The 16,454-nt window shown below is 60.7% G+C and carries 13 protein-coding genes and 1 pseudogene; 5 read left to right on the top strand and 9 right to left on the bottom strand.

Annotated elements, in window-relative coordinates; translation table 11 throughout:
• Positions 1 to 7: 7 nt before the first annotated feature.
• From csaB to udk, 3 genes are read right to left on the bottom strand one after another with little or no spacing between them, the layout of a single operon-like run.
• Positions 8 to 1,006 carry a polysaccharide pyruvyl transferase CsaB gene (gene csaB / locus Q0288_RS15710; RefSeq protein ID WP_299432488.1) on the bottom strand — a complete coding sequence of 333 codons (999 nt, stop codon included), beginning with the start codon at positions 1,004 to 1,006 and terminating at the stop codon, positions 8 to 10.
• A gap of 59 nt (positions 1,007 to 1,065) precedes the next feature.
• A complete protein-coding gene (locus Q0288_RS15705; RefSeq protein WP_299432492.1) occupies positions 1,066 to 2,778 on the bottom strand; it encodes a DUF5693 family protein in 1,713 nt (570 codons plus the stop codon).
• A gap of 20 nt (positions 2,779 to 2,798) precedes the next feature.
• Entirely contained in the window at positions 2,799 to 3,461 is a 663-nt protein-coding gene (gene udk / locus Q0288_RS15700; RefSeq protein ID WP_299432490.1) for a uridine kinase, read from the bottom strand.
• A gap of 107 nt (positions 3,462 to 3,568) precedes the next feature.
• On the opposite strand from udk, the gene Q0288_RS15695 reads away from it, so the two are divergent.
• From Q0288_RS15695 to Q0288_RS15685, 3 genes are all read left to right on the top strand, one after another.
• Positions 3,569 to 4,510, top strand: a complete 942-nt coding sequence (locus tag Q0288_RS15695; protein ID WP_299432485.1) for a carbohydrate kinase — start codon at positions 3,569 to 3,571, stop codon at positions 4,508 to 4,510.
• A 488-nt stretch (positions 4,511 to 4,998) separates the two neighbouring features.
• Complete coding sequence (locus Q0288_RS15690; protein ID WP_299432482.1) at positions 4,999 to 7,644, top strand: S8/S53 family peptidase; 2,646 nt, start codon at positions 4,999 to 5,001, stop codon at positions 7,642 to 7,644.
• Positions 7,645 to 7,790: 146 nt separating this feature from the next.
• Positions 7,791 to 8,450, top strand: a complete 660-nt coding sequence (locus Q0288_RS15685) for a hypothetical protein (RefSeq protein ID WP_299432479.1) — start codon at positions 7,791 to 7,793, stop codon at positions 8,448 to 8,450.
• Between the two features lie 192 nt (positions 8,451 to 8,642).
• Here Q0288_RS15685 and Q0288_RS15680 read toward each other — a convergent pair whose 3' ends face one another.
• Both Q0288_RS15680 and Q0288_RS15675 read right to left on the bottom strand, forming a co-directional pair.
• On the bottom strand, positions 8,643 to 9,743 hold the full coding sequence (locus Q0288_RS15680) for a type IV pilus twitching motility protein PilT (protein ID WP_299432476.1): 1,101 nt from the start codon (positions 9,741 to 9,743) through the stop codon (positions 8,643 to 8,645).
• Positions 9,744 to 9,992: 249 nt separating this feature from the next.
• Entirely contained in the window at positions 9,993 to 11,120 is a 1,128-nt protein-coding gene (locus tag Q0288_RS15675) for a M28 family peptidase (RefSeq protein WP_299432473.1), read from the bottom strand.
• Positions 11,121 to 11,249: 129 nt separating this feature from the next.
• On the opposite strand from Q0288_RS15675, the gene Q0288_RS15670 reads away from it, so the two are divergent.
• The gene (locus Q0288_RS15670; protein WP_299432470.1) at positions 11,250 to 11,543 is read left to right on the top strand and encodes a hypothetical protein; all 294 of its coding nucleotides are present in this window, start codon (positions 11,250 to 11,252) and stop codon (positions 11,541 to 11,543) included.
• A gap of 99 nt (positions 11,544 to 11,642) precedes the next feature.
• Positions 11,643 to 13,232, top strand: coding sequence for an IMP dehydrogenase (guaB, locus tag Q0288_RS15665; RefSeq protein WP_299432467.1), 1,590 nt, complete (start codon positions 11,643 to 11,645; stop codon positions 13,230 to 13,232).
• Between the two features lie 105 nt (positions 13,233 to 13,337).
• Here guaB and Q0288_RS15660 read toward each other — a convergent pair.
• The 4 genes and pseudogenes from Q0288_RS15660 to Q0288_RS15645 all read right to left on the bottom strand — a co-directional run.
• A pseudogene (locus Q0288_RS15660) lies at positions 13,338 to 14,324 on the bottom strand (C39 family peptidase); the annotation flags it as partial.
• 41 nt (positions 14,325 to 14,365) lie between these two features.
• Entirely contained in the window at positions 14,366 to 14,830 is a 465-nt protein-coding gene (locus Q0288_RS15655) for an arsenate reductase ArsC (RefSeq protein ID WP_299432464.1), read from the bottom strand.
• A 14-nt stretch (positions 14,831 to 14,844) separates the two neighbouring features.
• A complete protein-coding gene (locus Q0288_RS15650) occupies positions 14,845 to 15,309 on the bottom strand; it encodes an arsenate reductase ArsC (protein WP_299432461.1) in 465 nt (154 codons plus the stop codon).
• Positions 15,310 to 15,423: 114 nt separating this feature from the next.
• The coding region (locus tag Q0288_RS15645; RefSeq protein WP_299432458.1) for an MFS transporter at positions 15,424 to 16,454 on the bottom strand (1,031 nt) is incomplete at its 5' end.

Here is a 16,454-nt window from a genome sequence, read left to right as displayed (position 1 = left end):
GAGCTTTTTACCTCGAGCTCTTCACCCGCCGGTGGGGGCTGCTGGACAGAACCCGATCAAAGCTGGCGCGGGCGCGAACCTTCATGGCTTCCACGGCTTTCCAGTTGGGCTGCCGCTGGGTGAGCACGGCTGAGGCCAGCAGGTCGGGGTCGCCGGGCATGTCCACATACATCGCCCCGACGTCGCGGCAAAAACCAACCACCTTGGGGTCGTAGGCGATGCCGGCAAAGGGCGTTCCGGCAGCGGCGGCCAGAATGGCCCCGTGCAGGCGCACCGAAATCACATAGCCTGCCTGGGCCAGCAGGTAGCTTACCCGGCGCGGATCCCAGGCCAGCTCGCGGGTGAAGCTGCTAAACTTTTCCAGCACCGGCTCATCGAAACCAGGTTGCAGGGCCAGAACCACCACCTCGTAGCCCTCCACCCGCAGCCGGTCGGCCAGCTTGTGCAGGTTGGCACTGGCCTCCTCGGTGCCGTATTTGGGTACCAGCACCACCATGTTGGGTTCGCGCTCCACCGGCGGAGGTGCCAGCAACAGAGCCGGGTCGGCCCCCAGATGTACCTCCAGACCCAGTCTACGCCCATACTCGAGCGAGCCTTCATCACGGAAAAAACACTCCACCCCCCGCAACGCCCGCTGCACCTGGCGCTCTCCTGACCTGCCCAGTGGCCCCAGCGACTGATTGAACACATACACCAGCCGGCCCCTGCGCCGGGCCAGGCCGATGAGGGTCAGGTAGTACCACAAGCTCAGGCGAGAGGTTTTGTCTTGCAACAAACCGCCACCGCCCGATAAGAGCAGATCTATGCTGCCCAGAGCCCTCCAGACTTCCAGCGGCTGGGTGCGCCGAATCGCTTCTACCCCGTAGCGCTGCGTGGTTTCGCTGGGGTTGTTGGAGAATACTACGGCCTGGTGCCCCCGGGCCTTAATCTCGTGTACGATGGCCTCGAGGATGGTCTCGTCGCCCGCATTCTGAAAACCGTAATAGCCGCTGACCCCCACGCGCATGGATACCCTCCCCAATAGCTACCGCACTCCATCTTTGCACGCTCCGAAATTAGATGCTTCTATCTAAGCCACCATTCGCGCAGCCGACGAATGACCCAGACCCCCACCACTCCCACCACAAGACCGATGAGAATGCCGTTCAATACCCGGAAGAAGGAGATGCTCAAAGGCGTGTGGTAGTGCGAAAAAGTATTCAAAATTGAGCCCATCCCCACCGCTACCAGCACCAGCAGGATCTGCTTGAGCCAGGTCGGCCAGGGCAGCAACAGGGCAATGGGCGCCAGGGCGTGGGCAAAAATCTCCTTGAAACGGGGCCGCACCATCACATCCTGCAGGAAGGCCCTGAGCTGCAACTCCCAGTCCGGCACGATGGAGGGGGCCGCTTCGTTACCCCGTCGCAGCACAGCCAGCGCCACCGCCGCCAGACCCATCAACACAATGGCTACCTCACCCAGTTTGAACGGGTAGTTATAAAGAGAGTGGAGAGCCGGTTTGTAGGCGGCGGGCAGGAACGAGAGGGCCACCAGGAGCGGGGGCACTACCAGGGTGAGCGAGACTCCACGGAAGGGATCCATACCCAGAACGCTCTGGGGAGTACTCCCCAGGGCAGCCAGAAAGACCACCCCCGCCAGCGAATAAAGCACCGCTGCCAGCCAGAGCCGCAAGCCTGGAAGCTGCCGCTCAAAAAAACCCAAAGCCGGGAAAACCATCGCGGCCAGCAGAGGGGCCGCATCTCCACGCGCCACCCCCAGGGCAAAGAGCGCCAGCAACGCCGCCACCGGAATTCCCAGGGGCTGAGGTAGCCCAATCGCCAGCAAGGCCAGCCCTGCCACTATCCCCAGCAGGGCCACAAATCGCAACGGCGACGGGGTGAAATCGCGAGAGGTTGGTTCGCCGACGGGGATGCGCGAACGCTCCAGATCGCGCCCCAGAATAGTCAGGAAGGCCTGGGTATCGCTGGCCTGCCGGTAGGGCCGCAGGTAGAGCAGCTGGTGTCCCCGTTCCCGCGAGGCCAGCACAAACTTGTCGGCGGTCTCGGCGGGGGTCAGCCTGTCCTGCCACTCCGGGCGGATGCTAAACAACCGCTTGACCGGCAAGGTCTGATCCAGTTGGGCAAAGCCCCGCTGAGGGGTGCCTTCGATCCAGGCAATAGGCTTGCCTTGCAGTCCTGCGGCCACGCTGTTCAGATGGCTCCTGAAGCCCAGCACGTCCAGCCCGCTAAATACCACCGCATCGGTCTGGGGAGGGATCAGCTCCACATCGTATCTGCGGTAGGGGTGGTCTAAAGGCCGGGCCACGATGTAAAAGCCCTGGGCCTTTAATTCACGGGCCAGCTCGAGGTCGTAACCCGCAGGAAAAAAGTCCACATTGACCGGGGTCGCCAGCCAGGTCTGGGTTCCGATCAGTACCCTCTCGATGGGAATGTTCCACCGTGCAACCATAGAGTCCAGCCAACTGGCCGGGCCCGTCAGGTAAAACCACCCTGGCCTGATCTGGGCAGTGGGGTAGACCAGTTGCAGCGTGTTGGAGGGGTGATAGGTCAAGAGCCCCCGGCTCACCCAGTTCCGCACCGTCTGTTCATAAATCGCTACGCCACCCACCCCCAGGGCCTGGTAGTCCTGCATCACCTGCAAAAAGGTCTTACCGGTGAAGCGGGCCTCTTCGGCCACTTCCTCGCCATCCATAATCAGTACCACCGGCCCCGGACGTTCTGCCTGCATCCGGGGCAGCAGAGCCGGCAGACTGAGCACTGCCGCCAGCACCACCACCATGCGCAAGATGTTTCGTAGATTCACGACCAACCCCCACCCTGTACCACTTTTTCGGAAGGAACCAGGCTGCGCACCCGCGCGGTGAGCATGGCCAGAGCCTCTTCGTTGTGCCCACCGTGGGGAATGATGACATCGGCATAGCGCTTGGAAGGCTCTACAAAGGAAAGGTGCATGGGGCGAACCTGTTCCAGGTACTGCTTAACCACGCTCTCCACGGTGCGCCCGCGCTCGATCAGGTCGCGCTGCAAACGCCGGATAAAACGCACATCGGCATCGGTGTCCACAAAAACTTTGAGGTTCATCTCGGCGCGCAGGGCAGCATCCACCAGGAGCATGATCCCCTCGAGTACCACCACCGGGGCGGGCTGAATTTCGATGGTCTCCTGGGTGCGGGTATACTCCTTGAAAGAGTAGACCGGAATCGAAACCGCCCGCCCCGAAACGATCTGCTGGATGTGCTGTAAAAAAAGTTCCAGGTCGAAAGCATCGGGGTGGTCGTAGCTCAGCTCGAGGCGTTCCTCAAAAGGCAGACTGCTGTTGTCCTTATAGTAGTTATCCAGCGGCAGCAGCGCCACATGTTGCGGCCCCACCGCATGGATCACCGCCTCGGTAACGGTGGTCTTGCCACTGCCCGTCCCACCGGCAATTCCAATCACAAAAGCCCGACTCACAAAGCCAATCATACGCCGCGTCGCCATGCACGGCTAGCGACGGGGCGGGTTTGGACGCAACGGCTTCCTTCGTTGAGGACATTCGATCCAGTGGGGGTTTGTTAGAGTATAGGGCGAGTATGGTCGTCCTAACTGGTGAAATCCTGATTGACCTGATAGGTCGTAATCTGAATTCCGGTTCTGCACTGGCCTATGCCGGGGTTTTGGGAGGCTCGGCCCTGAATACCGCCTCGATCCTGGCTCGAGTGGGTGCTCCTACGCGCTTTGTGGGTGAGCTCGGCCAGGATTTTTTGGGGGGCTGGGCCATCGCCCGCATCGCCGAGCGCAGAATCGAGACCCGTTTTATCCAGCAGCTTCCGGCCGTACCTACCCCCCTGAGCCTGGCCGAGGTGAACGAGCAGGGCAAGGCCCAGTTCAGCTTCTACCGGGCCTTTGGCAGTACCCAGTTCAACCCGGACAGCGCGGCTATGGCCCGCGCCAGGTGGTTTCACTTTGGCTCCCTTTCGGCTTTCGACCCGCGCAATAGCCCCGGTATTGAGAACCTGTTGGAAATTGCCCGTGACCACGATGTGCTGGTCAGCTTCGATCCCAACCTGCATGCGCGACCCAACGAGGCCTACTGGGAGCAGCTCCAGCGCTACATGCCCTATGTTTCGGTGTTCAAAGCCAGCCTCGACGATGCCCAACTTTTGTTCCCCGACGCTGTGGGCGACCCGAAGATTCTGCTCGAGAACCTGGTCGAACTCGGCGCACCGGTCACCGTTCTGACCCTGGGTGCTGCCGGAGCAATGGCGGCGTTCCGCACCCGCATGATGCGGGTTCCGGGGGTCAAGGTAGCGCCGGTAGATACCATCGGAGCCGGTGATGCCTTCACCGCTGGCCTGATCTACGGGATGATGAAGCAAGAAATTGGCTCGAGGATGGAACTGCTTTCCTGGGATGGAACCCAGCTCCCGGTCATCCTGGCCTCTTCCTGCCACCTTGCGGCCATCACCTGTACGGTCGCAGGGGCCAGCCCACCCGAACAACCCTTGCATGCCTGGTGGGAGCGTTTCGGCTAAAACCGATTCGGAGACAGACCGGCCCCCAAAGGGTTCGATAGGTGACGACTCCCGACAATGCCCCCAGGGCAGCGGCCCAGAGACTGAGGCAGTCTTTGCATTCTGGACTGCTTCTCCTGCGGTTGCACGGCCTTCCAGGGTCAGGTAGACCCGCCGTAAAGGCTAGCCCCCGCTGAAATTACTGCCTTTCAGCCACCGCACCGCATGGGTTCCGCTTAGACGAACGGGCGTTACCTGGGGCGTTATGCCCGGTTCATGGAGCGGTCAACCCCCGTAACTTAATCTTTCCCCGTGCTGGGCACACACCGCGATAGGATGGTTGAAACAAAGGGGGTCAATGTGAATAAGGGATGGTTCTGCGTTCTTGGAACTCTGGCGGTACTAAATTCAATTATTGAAGCCCAACCGTTCATGGTGTGATCAACCCTGTTTTTCTACCCTGCAGTCACCTTCGGGAAATGTTCGAGGATCCTTTCGGGAGGATGGCGATGAAACACTTGCGGAACACCCTTATAGCCATAGTGATCCTGGTTCTGGCAGCCTGTGGGGGCAGTAGTGGGCAACCTCCCAGCGGAAAGCCCTTTAGCTATAGCGTGGATGCCAGCCTTAAACCCAGTCCAGAAGTGCGGGGTGGCAAGATGCTGGCTGCCGCACAAAGCGAAGGTGGAACCGTACACCTGTTTGTGCTGGATGAGATCCTTATCAACCCCAGAAGCCAGGCGGAACTGGATGCCTTTTTATCCCGCACCAATGGCCTCCTGATTGGCAACAATACCGTGCCTGAACCCCCCGCAGGCTCTGGCATCCAGATCAGGCCCGAGTATAAAACCCCTACCCAGTACCTGGTCAAAGTTGACCCCACCCGCTTCGATCTGGGCAGTTTTAAGGCCGATGCCGAGAAGTCGGGCCTGAGCGGAGCCACCGTTTTCTCGAGCGATGGGGCAGCGCGTTTGCTGGCAGGGATCGTCAGGGAAAAAGCCGCTGGACTGAGCGTATCCCCCAACTTCGTCGCCGAGGGAGATGCGCTGCTATATCGAACCGAGGAACAGCCTTTGTCTGGAGGCGGCTATGAGGATGCCTTGAGCGACTCACGCTTTGCCAGCACAGGCAGCAGAACGAGCGTTGCCCAGATGATGCAGCTTATTGCCGCCCAGCCCCCCACGCGGCGTGCCAGGGTTGCCATTCTAGATGGGGGCTTCTGGCTGGACGCTAGCGGCAACTCGCTGAGCGCCGATCTGCCAACCACCCCGCTGCAATATGATTTTGAAGGGGATGATTATACTGCCAATGGCATTGGCTCCAACACCTGTAGTGGAGGCTCGAGTTGCCCCTGGCACGGCACCGGAGCTGCCCATGTAGCCACCGCCATTCCCAACAACCGCTTTGGCGCAGCCGGAACCGGGGGTCAGGTCGCCGATCCGATGCTTTTCAAAATCAACTTGTATTACGTGGGTGCAGTTGCCAGAGCCATTCGTACGGCGGTGGCCTGGGGTGCCGACGTGATCTCGATGAGTTTTGGTTACAACTGCGACAACTTCTTCTGTGACGCTTTCTTCGAGGACAACATCTATGCCGCCTTGCGCAACGCCCGCGACAATGGGGTGGTGATGACGGCAGCAGCGGGAAACTCCGGCGACTCGGCCAACGGGAGGCTGCCCTGCAAGGCTTCCGAGGACGTGATCTGCGTGGGCGCACTCACCGACGACGGCAATACCCGTTTCAACGTTCCAGGCTGGTGGGCCTCGAGCTTCGGTTCCGCAGTGGACATCTGGGCTCCCACCAACCTCAAGGCCATCTACGGAAATGACCCTGCGGGCTCGCTTACGCTCGTTACCTTTGGCGGCACCAGCGCCTCCACCCCCTTTATCGCGGGTATTGCCGCTGCACTCAAAGCCTACAACCCCAGCCTGACCTCGGCCCAGGTGACCGACCTCCTGCGCCGCACCGCCTGGACCGATTCCCCCGACTCTACCGTATCACACTACGTCAACGCCTATCGTGCCCTGCGCGAAGTGCACAGCTTCAGCCCGGATGCCCTGGAAACCAACAACGCATCCGCCACCGCCACCGCCCTGGGTACACCGGGAAGCACCTCGAGTCCTACCCAGCGCAATGACCTCAACCTACACAGCCTTTCTGACCGCGATCACTTCCGCTTCACTCTGAGCGAGTATGCCAGTCTGGCCATTGACATAGAGTTCATACCCGCACTGGGCGATCTGATCCTCACCTTCATTAAGGAAAGCGGGGCCGTGGGCGTACCCGAGCGGGTATCCAACGAGCTGCGCAGCGATGGCCGGGGCCGTATTTATGGGGTCGGACTGGTTCCTCCAGGTACCTACCGCCTGGCGGTAGCTCCGGCCAGCAGCACCAACTCCTATAACCTTAGAATTAGCAGAACCGACCGCCCTATGACCCCCGACGCCTACGAGGCCAACGACACTCTCGCCACCGCCAGGGGTCTCAGTTCTGGATCCTTCAACGCCAACCTGCACAATCTGTCCGATGTGGACTACTATTGGTTCAATCCGAGTGTACTGACAGGCGTGGGTAACTTCTTCTTCACCGTCACCACCCGCGACATGCCTCTCACCCTACGTCTATTCAACAGCAGCGACACCGAGATTTCTAACCTCAATTGCAACAGCAGCGCTGCCTGCGCCTTGAACATTCCCGGCGGTGTGCATAAGGTCAAGGTAGAGCCGCTGACCAGCACCAGGGGCCGCTACACCTTCCAGGCTCAACTGGTTCTCGATCGCAACGATCTATTCCCCGATTTCAACCTGTTCCCCGACCGGCCCTTCTTCTGGCTCGAGCCCGGCGACCCTGCGATCCCTGGTCATTTGATCGGTTTGCAGGATCTATTCGCCTTCCGCGAGGTAGGCAAGGCCAACAAGGGTATCCTGATCGGTGAAGGGCTCAAGTTCAGCCTGCTTTCCAAGACCGGACAGGTCATCCGCCAGAGCACCCCCAGCACCAACCCCCAACTGCCCGGCGCTGAGATCTCACTCTCTGGCTTGCAAAATAACGAGCTCTATGTCTTGTTGATCGAGCGTCTGAACGCCCCCGGCGTGATTGACAACGAAATCGAGACCCTGGGCAGCCTTCCCTACAGCCTGGATTTAGGCAACTGATAAATCTAGCGGGCTGGCCCTTCAAAGGGCCAGCCCGGTCTATTTAGCCAAGACTCCACTGGCGCGATGGAACGTGTCAGACGTAGCCATCCACTACCGGCAACCGCGTCTCGTACACTGAAGCGTGGCCCGCCATAGGAGGGAGTATGAAGAAGCTGTTGGTTATGGTTGGAATCGCTTTATGTGCCCTGGTGGTAGCCCAGGCGGTGCAGAGAACCTACCGGCTCATCATCAACGCCAAATCCCAGAGCACCCCCGCCATCGTGGTGGGCGGCAAGACCTACGTGCCGCTGGATGCGCTGCGGGCCGCTGGGGTGGGTGCCAGCCTCTCCGGCTCCACCCTGACACTAACCCTGCCGTCGGCCTCCACCGCACAGGGCGGGGCCAACCAGAACGCCGCTGTGGAGGGATGTCTGAACGAATGGCTCTTCAACGGCCTCTGGCGCTTCCGGGTAACGAGCGTGCAGCCCAGCTCTGACCCCCCGGGCTGGAAGGCCACCGTCGAGGTACGCAACGGCTCGAGGGCCGACGGTCTCGCGCTGGCCGGAACCGGCTGGGGCGGGATGCGCGTTATCTTGAACGATGGAAACGCAGTTGAGGTGCTCTCCGATGCGGTGGAGGTGCGCGACCAGCCCTTCCTTCAGGGGGCTGGCAAGACCCTCACCCTGGCCTTCCCCAGCGAGGAGACCGCCAAAACCCCCAGCAAGCTCTTCCTCCTGCTAGACCCCAGGGGCCTGGCCGGAACCAGCCTGCGTTACAGCGTACCCGACCCCAGCTTCCGGGTCAGGCTGGACTGCCGGAAATAGGAAAGTTGAGGGGAAGTCAGAAACGTCGGGCTGCAGCGGTTTGCAGGTTTGCATAGGGCCTTTGCGAGTGGCAAAACCTCGTACCCACTGCCAAAACCGACCGCCCTGGAAGTTCGTCCGCGAAGCACCCCCGGCCACCAGCCGCTGACCGTCGGCCTTTAGCTTATAGCCTTTAGCTCTCAGCTTTCAGCTTCAGTATGCGCGCCCAGTGAACTTGGTCAGCATCAGCTTGAGCTCGTGGGGGCTGGTGGCCGAGCCTTCGGCGTCCTCGAGGCTGATGTGCCCCTGGGTATAGAGCTCCACCAGGTGCTGGTCAAAGGTCTGCATGCCGCGCAGGTTGTCTTGCAACATAGAGTCCTTGATCTGTGGGGTCTTGTGTTCATCCTTGATGAGGTCACGCACAAAGGGCGTGGCCAGCAGAATCTCCAGGGCCAGCATCCGCCCGTGTCCGTCGGATCTGGGCAGCAAGCGTTGGGAGATGATGCCCAGGAGCGACTCGGCCAGCAGGATACGAATTTGCAGGTGCTCGTGCAGGGGAAAAAAGTCAATGATGCGGTTGATGGTGCGTACCGAGTCTAACGTGTGGAGGGTGGAAAACACCAGGTGGCCGGTCTGGGCTGCCATGATGGCAGCCTCCACGGTTTCACGGTCACGCATCTCGCCAATCAGGATCACATCTGGATCCTGGCGCATGCAGTACTTCAGGCCCGAGCTGAAGGAGTCGGTATCCACCCCAACTTCGCGCTGTACCACCAGGCTCTTTTTGTGCTTGTGCAAAAACTCTATGGGGTCTTCGATGGTGACGACGTTTTTGGGGAAGTGCAGATTGATGTGGTCAATCAGGGCCGCCAGGGTGGTGGACTTCCCCGAGCCGGTAGGGCCGGTTACCAGTACCAGACCGCGCTCGCGCGAGGCCAGCTCCTCCATGACTGGGCGCGGCAGCCCCAGGGCCTCAAAGCCGGGAATGGTTTCGGCCACCACCCGCATAACCAGCCCAAAACTGCCGCGCTGGTGCAGCAAATTACAGCGAAAACGGGCCAGTCCCGGCACGGTATAGGCAAAGTCCATTTCTTTTTTGTACTCCAGCTCCTCCTGCTGCATGGGGTTTAGCAAGCTGCGAACGATGGTCTCGATATCGCCCGGTGAAAGAACTTTGCCACCAAAGGGCTTGAGCTTGCCATCAATGCGTACCGTCGGCGGCGCCCCGGCCTGCAAATGAATGTCCGAGGCCCGGGACTGAACCATACTGCGCAGCATTTCAGCAATGGGAGTAGGGGTTTGGGTGGTACTCATTCAGTGGCTCCCTCGTGTCAACACCAGACTGGGTGGGGTTCTGTTTTCACCAGTGTTTCTGACCAGGGTGGGTATGGTGATTAGGGCTGATGATCTATTTCCACCTGGACAGCGAGGCTGGTGTATCCTTCTGACCCACGCGGATGAGTATATTTCATCTTGCGGTGTGAGCCTGCCCAAAATGAACAAAGTTTAACCTTTCGACGGGCTTCGAAACCTGCGGCCTGGGGTTGCCTTTGGGAACCGCGATCAGGTCAGTTGACGTAGTAGTGTCCGCGCGTAGCCCAGGGTCTCCTCCACCGCACTCCAGTCCACCGCATCGGGCCGGTCGGAAGGCCAGTGCCAGTTGGGCGGCGTACCGTTCTCTAAACGAATGAGCGTCAGGCAAGGAATGCTTCGAGCCGCAAAGGGACGGGTGTCGAAAAACGCCAGGCGATACTCCAGTGGTCGCGCACCAGGGATGGCTCGAGCCCGTTCACACAAGGCCCCACGATAGGCATGGTAGACCAGCATCCCTTCACCGGTGGCATAAAACAGCTCGCCCTTACCCACGTTGTCTATGTTGAGTACCAGGGCCTCGGGTGGAATCCGGCCCGAACGCACCAGATGCTCGGCTCCCCTGGCCCCCACTTCCTCGCTGCCGGTCAGGGCCAGGATTACGCGGTAGTCCGGCAGGGGATCCTGGGCCAGTTCCTCGAACAACCCTACCGCCACGGCCACCCCAGTCGCATTGTCGTTGGCCCCGTTGACATACGGCGCCCTTAGCTCGCGTAAGGTCAGGAGCACTGCCTGTACCAGAAAATACAGACCCAGCAATTGCGAAACCCAGGGCAACAAGGCCCCATAGGGCAGAACGGTGGCCAAAGCAGCGTTGATCAGAAAGTTGCGCCGGAAAAACTTCACCTGCCTGGGGTTATAGAGGAAAAAGGTCTTGGCGGTATCGTAGTGGGCCATCAAGACCAGGGTTTTGCGGCCCTGGCCGGTCTGGGCCAGCAAATTTTGCGAGGAATAGCGGTCAAACCAGCGCCGCCAGGGCACCCACCAGCCCGAGAAATGCGCCCAGAAGCCGATGGTTCCCACCAGGGCCAACCACCACAGCCCCAGCCATCCGCCCAACGACAGCAGCAGGCTAATCAGGATCAGCTCCGGGCCGTAGCTACGCGGGGCCGCGAAGGACTGCACCTCCACCTGATGCCCGGGAATTTCTTGGGAGGGGACGGAACTTACTGCCTCAGCCTCGGTTCGTCCCTCGGTTACCAGGGAGGCCGGTCTGAGCTGCTCGAGGTAGGCTTTGAGCCTCTCTGCAGCCAGGGCCTCGAGGGCCGTTGCGCTCCCCCGGTGGGGCAGGGCGCAGAGTTCTTCCCAAAGTTGACGCACGCCAATAGCATAAGGCTGAAGGCCAACCGCCAACAGCCTGCGGCTTCTGCCCTGCTCCCCTGGGCTCCGTGCGCTACTCTGTGTGGGGGCCCTTTGCGCCTCCAAACATCAACCCTTAGACTTGGGTACATGGGCAAAAAACGCCGGGAAGAAAAGCTCAACCGCAAAGGACAACAGCGCACTCCACTTTCAGGACGCGACATGCTGCGAATCTTTCCCAGCCTGTTGCTGCGGGCCTTTATTGTGGTCATGCCCCTCACCCTGATCATGGCCTTCTTGGGAGGAAGCGGGTTAACCCTGTTCAACGAATTCTGGGTGCAGATGGGCGTCTACCTGGCAGCCTACATCGTGTTCAACAAGTTTATTTTCGGCCCCGTCCGAAACTACCGCCCCACCCAAAACACCTCACCTAAAGCGAAGTGAGTGCTGTCACTCCAGTACACCGGCGATCTCCTGGCCTGAAGAATCTGCGAGCGGGCGTCTGTTTATGGTTTTACCCACGGCTGCTATACTGCATGGAATATGCTCGAGACCCAGGGTGCGAGCGGTACTGCTGAGTTGTCCGAAAGCCCAGCACAGGGCAAAGGGGCCTCGTCCACGCTCGAGGCTCCCAGCAAACCCCGTTCCAGAATAGAAAAAATAGGGCAGGAAGGGCTAACTTTTGATGATGTGCTGCTGATTCCGGCCTACTCGGAGGTTCTGCCCCGCGATGTGGACACCCGTACCCGCCTGACCCGCAAACTCTGGCTCAACATCCCCGTGCTGTCTGCGGCCATGGATACCGTCACCGAGGCCGAGATGGCCATTGCGATGGCTCGTGAGGGTGGCCTGGGGGTGCTTCACAAGAACATGAGCGCCGACGAGCAGGCTTCTATCGTACGCAAGGTCAAACGCAGCGAGGCCGGGATGATCCAGGATCCGGTCACACTGGCCCCCAACGCTACCCTGGAAGATGCCGAGCGCCTGATGCGCGAGTTCAAGATCGGGGGCCTGCCGGTAGTGGATTTCTACAGCAAGCTGCTGGGCCTGGTCACCAACCGCGACCTGCGCTTCGAGCGCGATATGGGGCGGCTGGTCTCCGAGGTGATGACCCCGGTGGAGCGTCTGATTACTGCGCCCCCCGGCACCATCCTGGAAGAAGCCGAGGAGCTGCTCCGCCTGCACAAAAAAGAAAAATTACCCCTGGTAGACCGCGAAGGGCGGTTGCGCGGCCTGCTGACCCTCAAAGACCTTACCAAGCGCCAGAAATTCCCCTTTGCCGCCAAGGATGCCCAGGGCCGTTTGCTGGTAGGAGCCGCACTGGGGGTGTCGAAGGATTTGGAAATCAGAGCCAGAGCCCTGGTGGAAGCAGGGGTGGATGTGCTGGTGCTGGACAGTGCCCACGGCCACAGCCGGGGCATTCTGGAAGCCCTGCGCACCCTCAAACAGTCCCATGGCGACTCGGTGCAGATCATCGCCGGCAACGTCGCTACTGCCGAGGGTGCGTGGGCGCTGGCCGAGGCTGGGGCCGATGGGGTTAAGGTGGGCATTGGGCCAGGATCCATCTGTACCACGCGGGTGGTGACGGGGGTGGGGGTTCCGCAGATTACCGCCATTATGGGGGCAGTGGCCGGTCTGGAAGGGCTGGATGTACCGGTGATTGCCGATGGCGGTATCAAATATTCCGGCGACTTAGCCAAAGCATTGGCAGCAGGAGCGCATACGGTAATGCTGGGTTCTATGCTGGCGGGAACCGACGAGTCGCCGGGCGAAGAAGTGCTTAAGGATGGGCGGCGCTACAAGCTCTACCGGGGCATGGGCAGTATGGGGGCCATGCGCCAGGGCTCCGCCGACCGCTATTTCCAGGATTCTGGCAGGGGTGGAGGCCAGGTAGAAGCCAAAAAGCTAGTTCCAGAGGGCATCGAGGGTATGGTTCCCTACAAAGGCCCGGTGGGCGATGTGCTCTACCAGATGGTGGGGGGGTTACGGGCCGCGATGGGCTACTGCGGTGCGCCCGACCTCGAGACTTTCCGCACCCAGACCCGCTTCACCCGCATTTCCAGTGCCGGCCTGATCGAGAGCCACCCCCACGGGGTGACCATTACCAAGGAAGCGCCGAACTACTCGAGGTAAACCCGCTGCCTCCACCTGGCCTCGAATAAATGCGTGTATGCGCCTCGCGCGCTGTCTCCCCAGGGTTCGTAAAGCCATGGCTGCTTCCCGGTAGCCAGGTCTATACCGCAAAGCCGCCTGAAAATCGGCCCTGGCCCCTGCCAGGTTGCCCAGGGCTTGGCGGGCCAGGCCGCGCCAGTAGTAGCTCTCCTCGTGGTCGTCCACCCGGCGCAGCACATCGTTCGCCAGTGTGATGACCTCCTGGTAGCGCCCAGTCTTGAAGTAGGCCTCGTAGGGGCCAGACTGGTACCACAGCATCCGCCAGGGCCAGTTGTTTGCCGCACTGGTCGGGCGACCAGGGTCAAATGCCCGGTTGGGTGCGATACGACGCGACTGGTCGAAGGCCCTGGCTGCCTCCTGGACACTGCCCAGCCGGAGTTGGGTGCTGCCCAGGTTGAACCAGGCGAAAGCGTTGGCGGGGTTGGTCTGGGTTTCGCTCCGGGCCCGCTCGAGGGCCATCCGCAACTCGGCCACGGCGTTCATGCGATTTCCCAGAATTGCCGACAGTTTATCTTTCTGGCTCTGGACATAGACCACCAGATAGGTACGGTTGAAGACCTGCCACAACCCGTCCACCTGGCCATAGCGCAGGGTCACCCTGGGGCCGTAGTAACTGTCGAAGGCGTTGAAGGTGCCCTGGCGGTCGTTATAGCCCACCAGCAAGCGGTAGTGCCCCATACCGCCGTTGTCGGGGGTCACGAACCAGGTCTCAATAATTACCGGAAAGCCACCGGCAATTAAGCGTTTGAGCAGGTTCAGATCTCCGGCCACCCCGAGATGCACCCCAAAACCCTGGCCGCGAGCGTAGTCCGCCATCTCGTCGGGGTTGACGTTTTTGTCGTTCTTATTGGGCTTTAACACCGGTGCGATCTGGTACTGCGTGTCACGGCTTCCCCAAAAACTAAGGGCCATACCCAGGGTGGCGGGGCCACAGTTGTTATAGCGCTGGTATTCGTGTCGGACGCCGGTGAGAAAGACGCTACCCGGCTGGGCCAGGGCAGGGCTGACCAAAGCCCCCAGTACCAGCCCAGGAATGAACCACCCCCGACGCATTGGCCCAGTATGGCAGATCTCCCTGAGACCCGACTGTGGCCTCAAACCTCGGCGGCCAGGGTGCCGTTTCTGGCAATGAGTCCCTGGTTTTCCAGTTCTCGTAGCCAGTCCCGGATGCTGGCCGCAATCTGGTCGCGTACCTTGCGGAAGGTCTCGAGCTTTTGCTGGCCCGTGCTGGGGTCTTCGAAGGGCCAGTACAGGCGGTAGGTGCTGAAAGGGAACAAGGGGCAGTCCTGCTCGGCCCGGTCACACACCACTACCAGATAGGTGAAGTGGTGCTTGCCGCCCCAGTACTCCAACAAACTCTTGGCGTACTGGCCCTCCATATCCAGGCCTATCTCCGACAGTACCTGACGGGTGAAGGGGTTGATTTCGCTGGGGTGTAGACCAGCGCTGTACGCATCAAAGCCAGTGGCAGCATAGTGGCGCAGCAGGGCCTCGGCCATCTGGCTGCGGGCGGAGTTGTGGCTGCACAAAAACAGTACCGAGGGTTTACGCTTTCTCACCCAAAACCTCCTACTTAATGCATCCTGGTCAGTCCAGCGGCTCTGGCCAGGAAAGCCTCGCTGGGCAGGTGTTCCAGTTTGAGCTGCGCGACCAGATACTCGCTCATCCGGCCCAGCGCATCGCGCACTTTGCGCCATTCCTCCAGTCCCTGGCCCGAGGGGTCGGGGAAAGAGACATGCAGCTTCTGGGTCTTGGCAGGGTAGACCGGGCAGTTTTCGGCGGCAGCATCACATACGGTAAGCACCAGATCAAAGTTCCAGGGGTCGGGCAGGTCGTAGAGGGTTTTGGAGGTGTGGCTTTTCAGGTCAAGGCCCACTTCCTGCATGACCGTAATGGCATCGGGTTTTACGAAGGTTTTCTCGGTGCCCGCCGACCAGATCTCGGCGGGAAAGTCCAGCTTTTCGGCCCAGTAGCGAAGCCAGGCCTCACCCATCTGGCTGCGGGCCGAGTTGTGGGTGCAGAGTACCAGAATACGCATCGCGTCAAAATTATCGGCCTATGTTCATGGGAGTGTCAGGGGGACGTCAGGGCATGGTCTGTGGGTATGCCGGCTAAAACCAACCGCCGGGAGGTATGTTCGTGTGAAATGCGATCAGGGTCGTAACAAAACTGACCTGGGTCTGGCCAGCCAGGTCGCCAACGCTGAGATGGCAGCCAGCAATGCAAAAAGCCAGAGTACCAGGTTGTAGTCGCCAGACAGTCCATGCAGTGCGCCTGCCCCAAAAGGAGCAATGGTCTGGGCCACAGTGACCACAGAAGTCATGCTGCCGCTAATACTGCCATAGTGTTTGGCACCGTAGATCTCGGCGATCAGGGCTGGTTTGGCCAGGGATATGGAGCCGTTGGCCAGACCAAAAAACAGCACGAAAGCCCACAGCCCGATACCACCCGGCAAAAATACCAGGCTCAGCAGACCCAGCACGTAGCAAGCCATAAAAGCGGCGCTGAGGTAGAACAGCGAGACCCGTTCACTAAAGGGCGTATAGATGATCCGACCCGCCAACTGCATCACGCCCACCCCTCCGGCAGCCATTGCTACCAGGGCTGGGGCGTAGCCTTTCTCGGAAAGCATGGGCACCATGTGGATGGTAAGGGCGATGCTGGTGGCCTTTGACAGGGCAAACCCCAGCGAGAGCCACCAGAAAGCAGGCTGGCGTAGGGCCTCTTTTGCGCCCACGCTGGGTTCGGGGGCGGGGTGGCGACTGGGACGGGCTTCGAGGGGTTCGCCATCCGGCTCCTGGCCCAGATCCTGGGGGCGGCGGCGCAGAATCAGGGCATGCAGTGGAATGGTGCTCAGGGCAAAGATTAGCGCCAGAATTTCCAGGGCTTCCCGCCAGCCGGCGGCCTGCACCAGCCAGGTGCAAAGCGGTACAAAAATGGTGCTGGCCAGCCCTGCCATGAGCGTAACAACCAGCATGGCCCTGGGGCGGTAGCGACGGAACCAGACCGCCAGCACCCCGAAAGCCACCTCGTAGAGCACCATTGCCATGACTAACCCCAGGCCCGCCCAGAGCAGGTAAAACACCGTCAGGCTCTGGACATGGGCCCAGCCCCAGACCAGCAGGGCGCCCCAGACCGAGCCGGTGGTCATGAGGGCCCTGGACCCGTGCCGGTCAAACCAGC

Origin of the sequence: uncultured Meiothermus sp. (assembly GCF_937863175.1) — a bacterium.
In the GTDB taxonomy this organism is placed as follows: Bacteria; Deinococcota; Deinococci; order Deinococcales; family Thermaceae; genus Meiothermus.
This window is presented reverse-complemented; position numbering and strand designations above follow the sequence as displayed.

What these genes read in the sequence shown, in the direction of transcription:
- Q0288_RS15680 (WP_299432476.1), bottom strand. Translation starts at nt 9,743, where the DNA reads ATGAGTACCACCCAAACCCCTACTCCCATTGCTGAAATGCTGCGCAGT.
- Q0288_RS15705 (WP_299432492.1), bottom strand. Translation starts at nt 2,778, where the DNA reads ATGGTGGTGGTGCTGGCGGCAGTGCTCAGTCTGCCGGCTCTGCTGCCC.
- Q0288_RS15650 (WP_299432461.1), bottom strand. Translation starts at nt 15,309, where the DNA reads ATGCGTATTCTGGTACTCTGCACCCACAACTCGGCCCGCAGCCAGATG.
- Q0288_RS15690 (WP_299432482.1), top strand. Translation starts at nt 4,999, where the DNA reads ATGAAACACTTGCGGAACACCCTTATAGCCATAGTGATCCTGGTTCTG.
- csaB (WP_299432488.1), bottom strand. Translation starts at nt 1,006, where the DNA reads ATGCGCGTGGGGGTCAGCGGCTATTACGGTTTTCAGAATGCGGGCGAC.
- Q0288_RS15685 (WP_299432479.1), top strand. Translation starts at nt 7,791, where the DNA reads ATGAAGAAGCTGTTGGTTATGGTTGGAATCGCTTTATGTGCCCTGGTG.
- udk (WP_299432490.1), bottom strand. Translation starts at nt 3,461, where the DNA reads ATGATTGGCTTTGTGAGTCGGGCTTTTGTGATTGGAATTGCCGGTGGG.
- Q0288_RS15695 (WP_299432485.1), top strand. Translation starts at nt 3,569, where the DNA reads ATGGTCGTCCTAACTGGTGAAATCCTGATTGACCTGATAGGTCGTAAT.
- guaB (WP_299432467.1), top strand. Translation starts at nt 11,643, where the DNA reads ATGCTCGAGACCCAGGGTGCGAGCGGTACTGCTGAGTTGTCCGAAAGC.
- Q0288_RS15670 (WP_299432470.1), top strand. Translation starts at nt 11,250, where the DNA reads ATGGGCAAAAAACGCCGGGAAGAAAAGCTCAACCGCAAAGGACAACAG.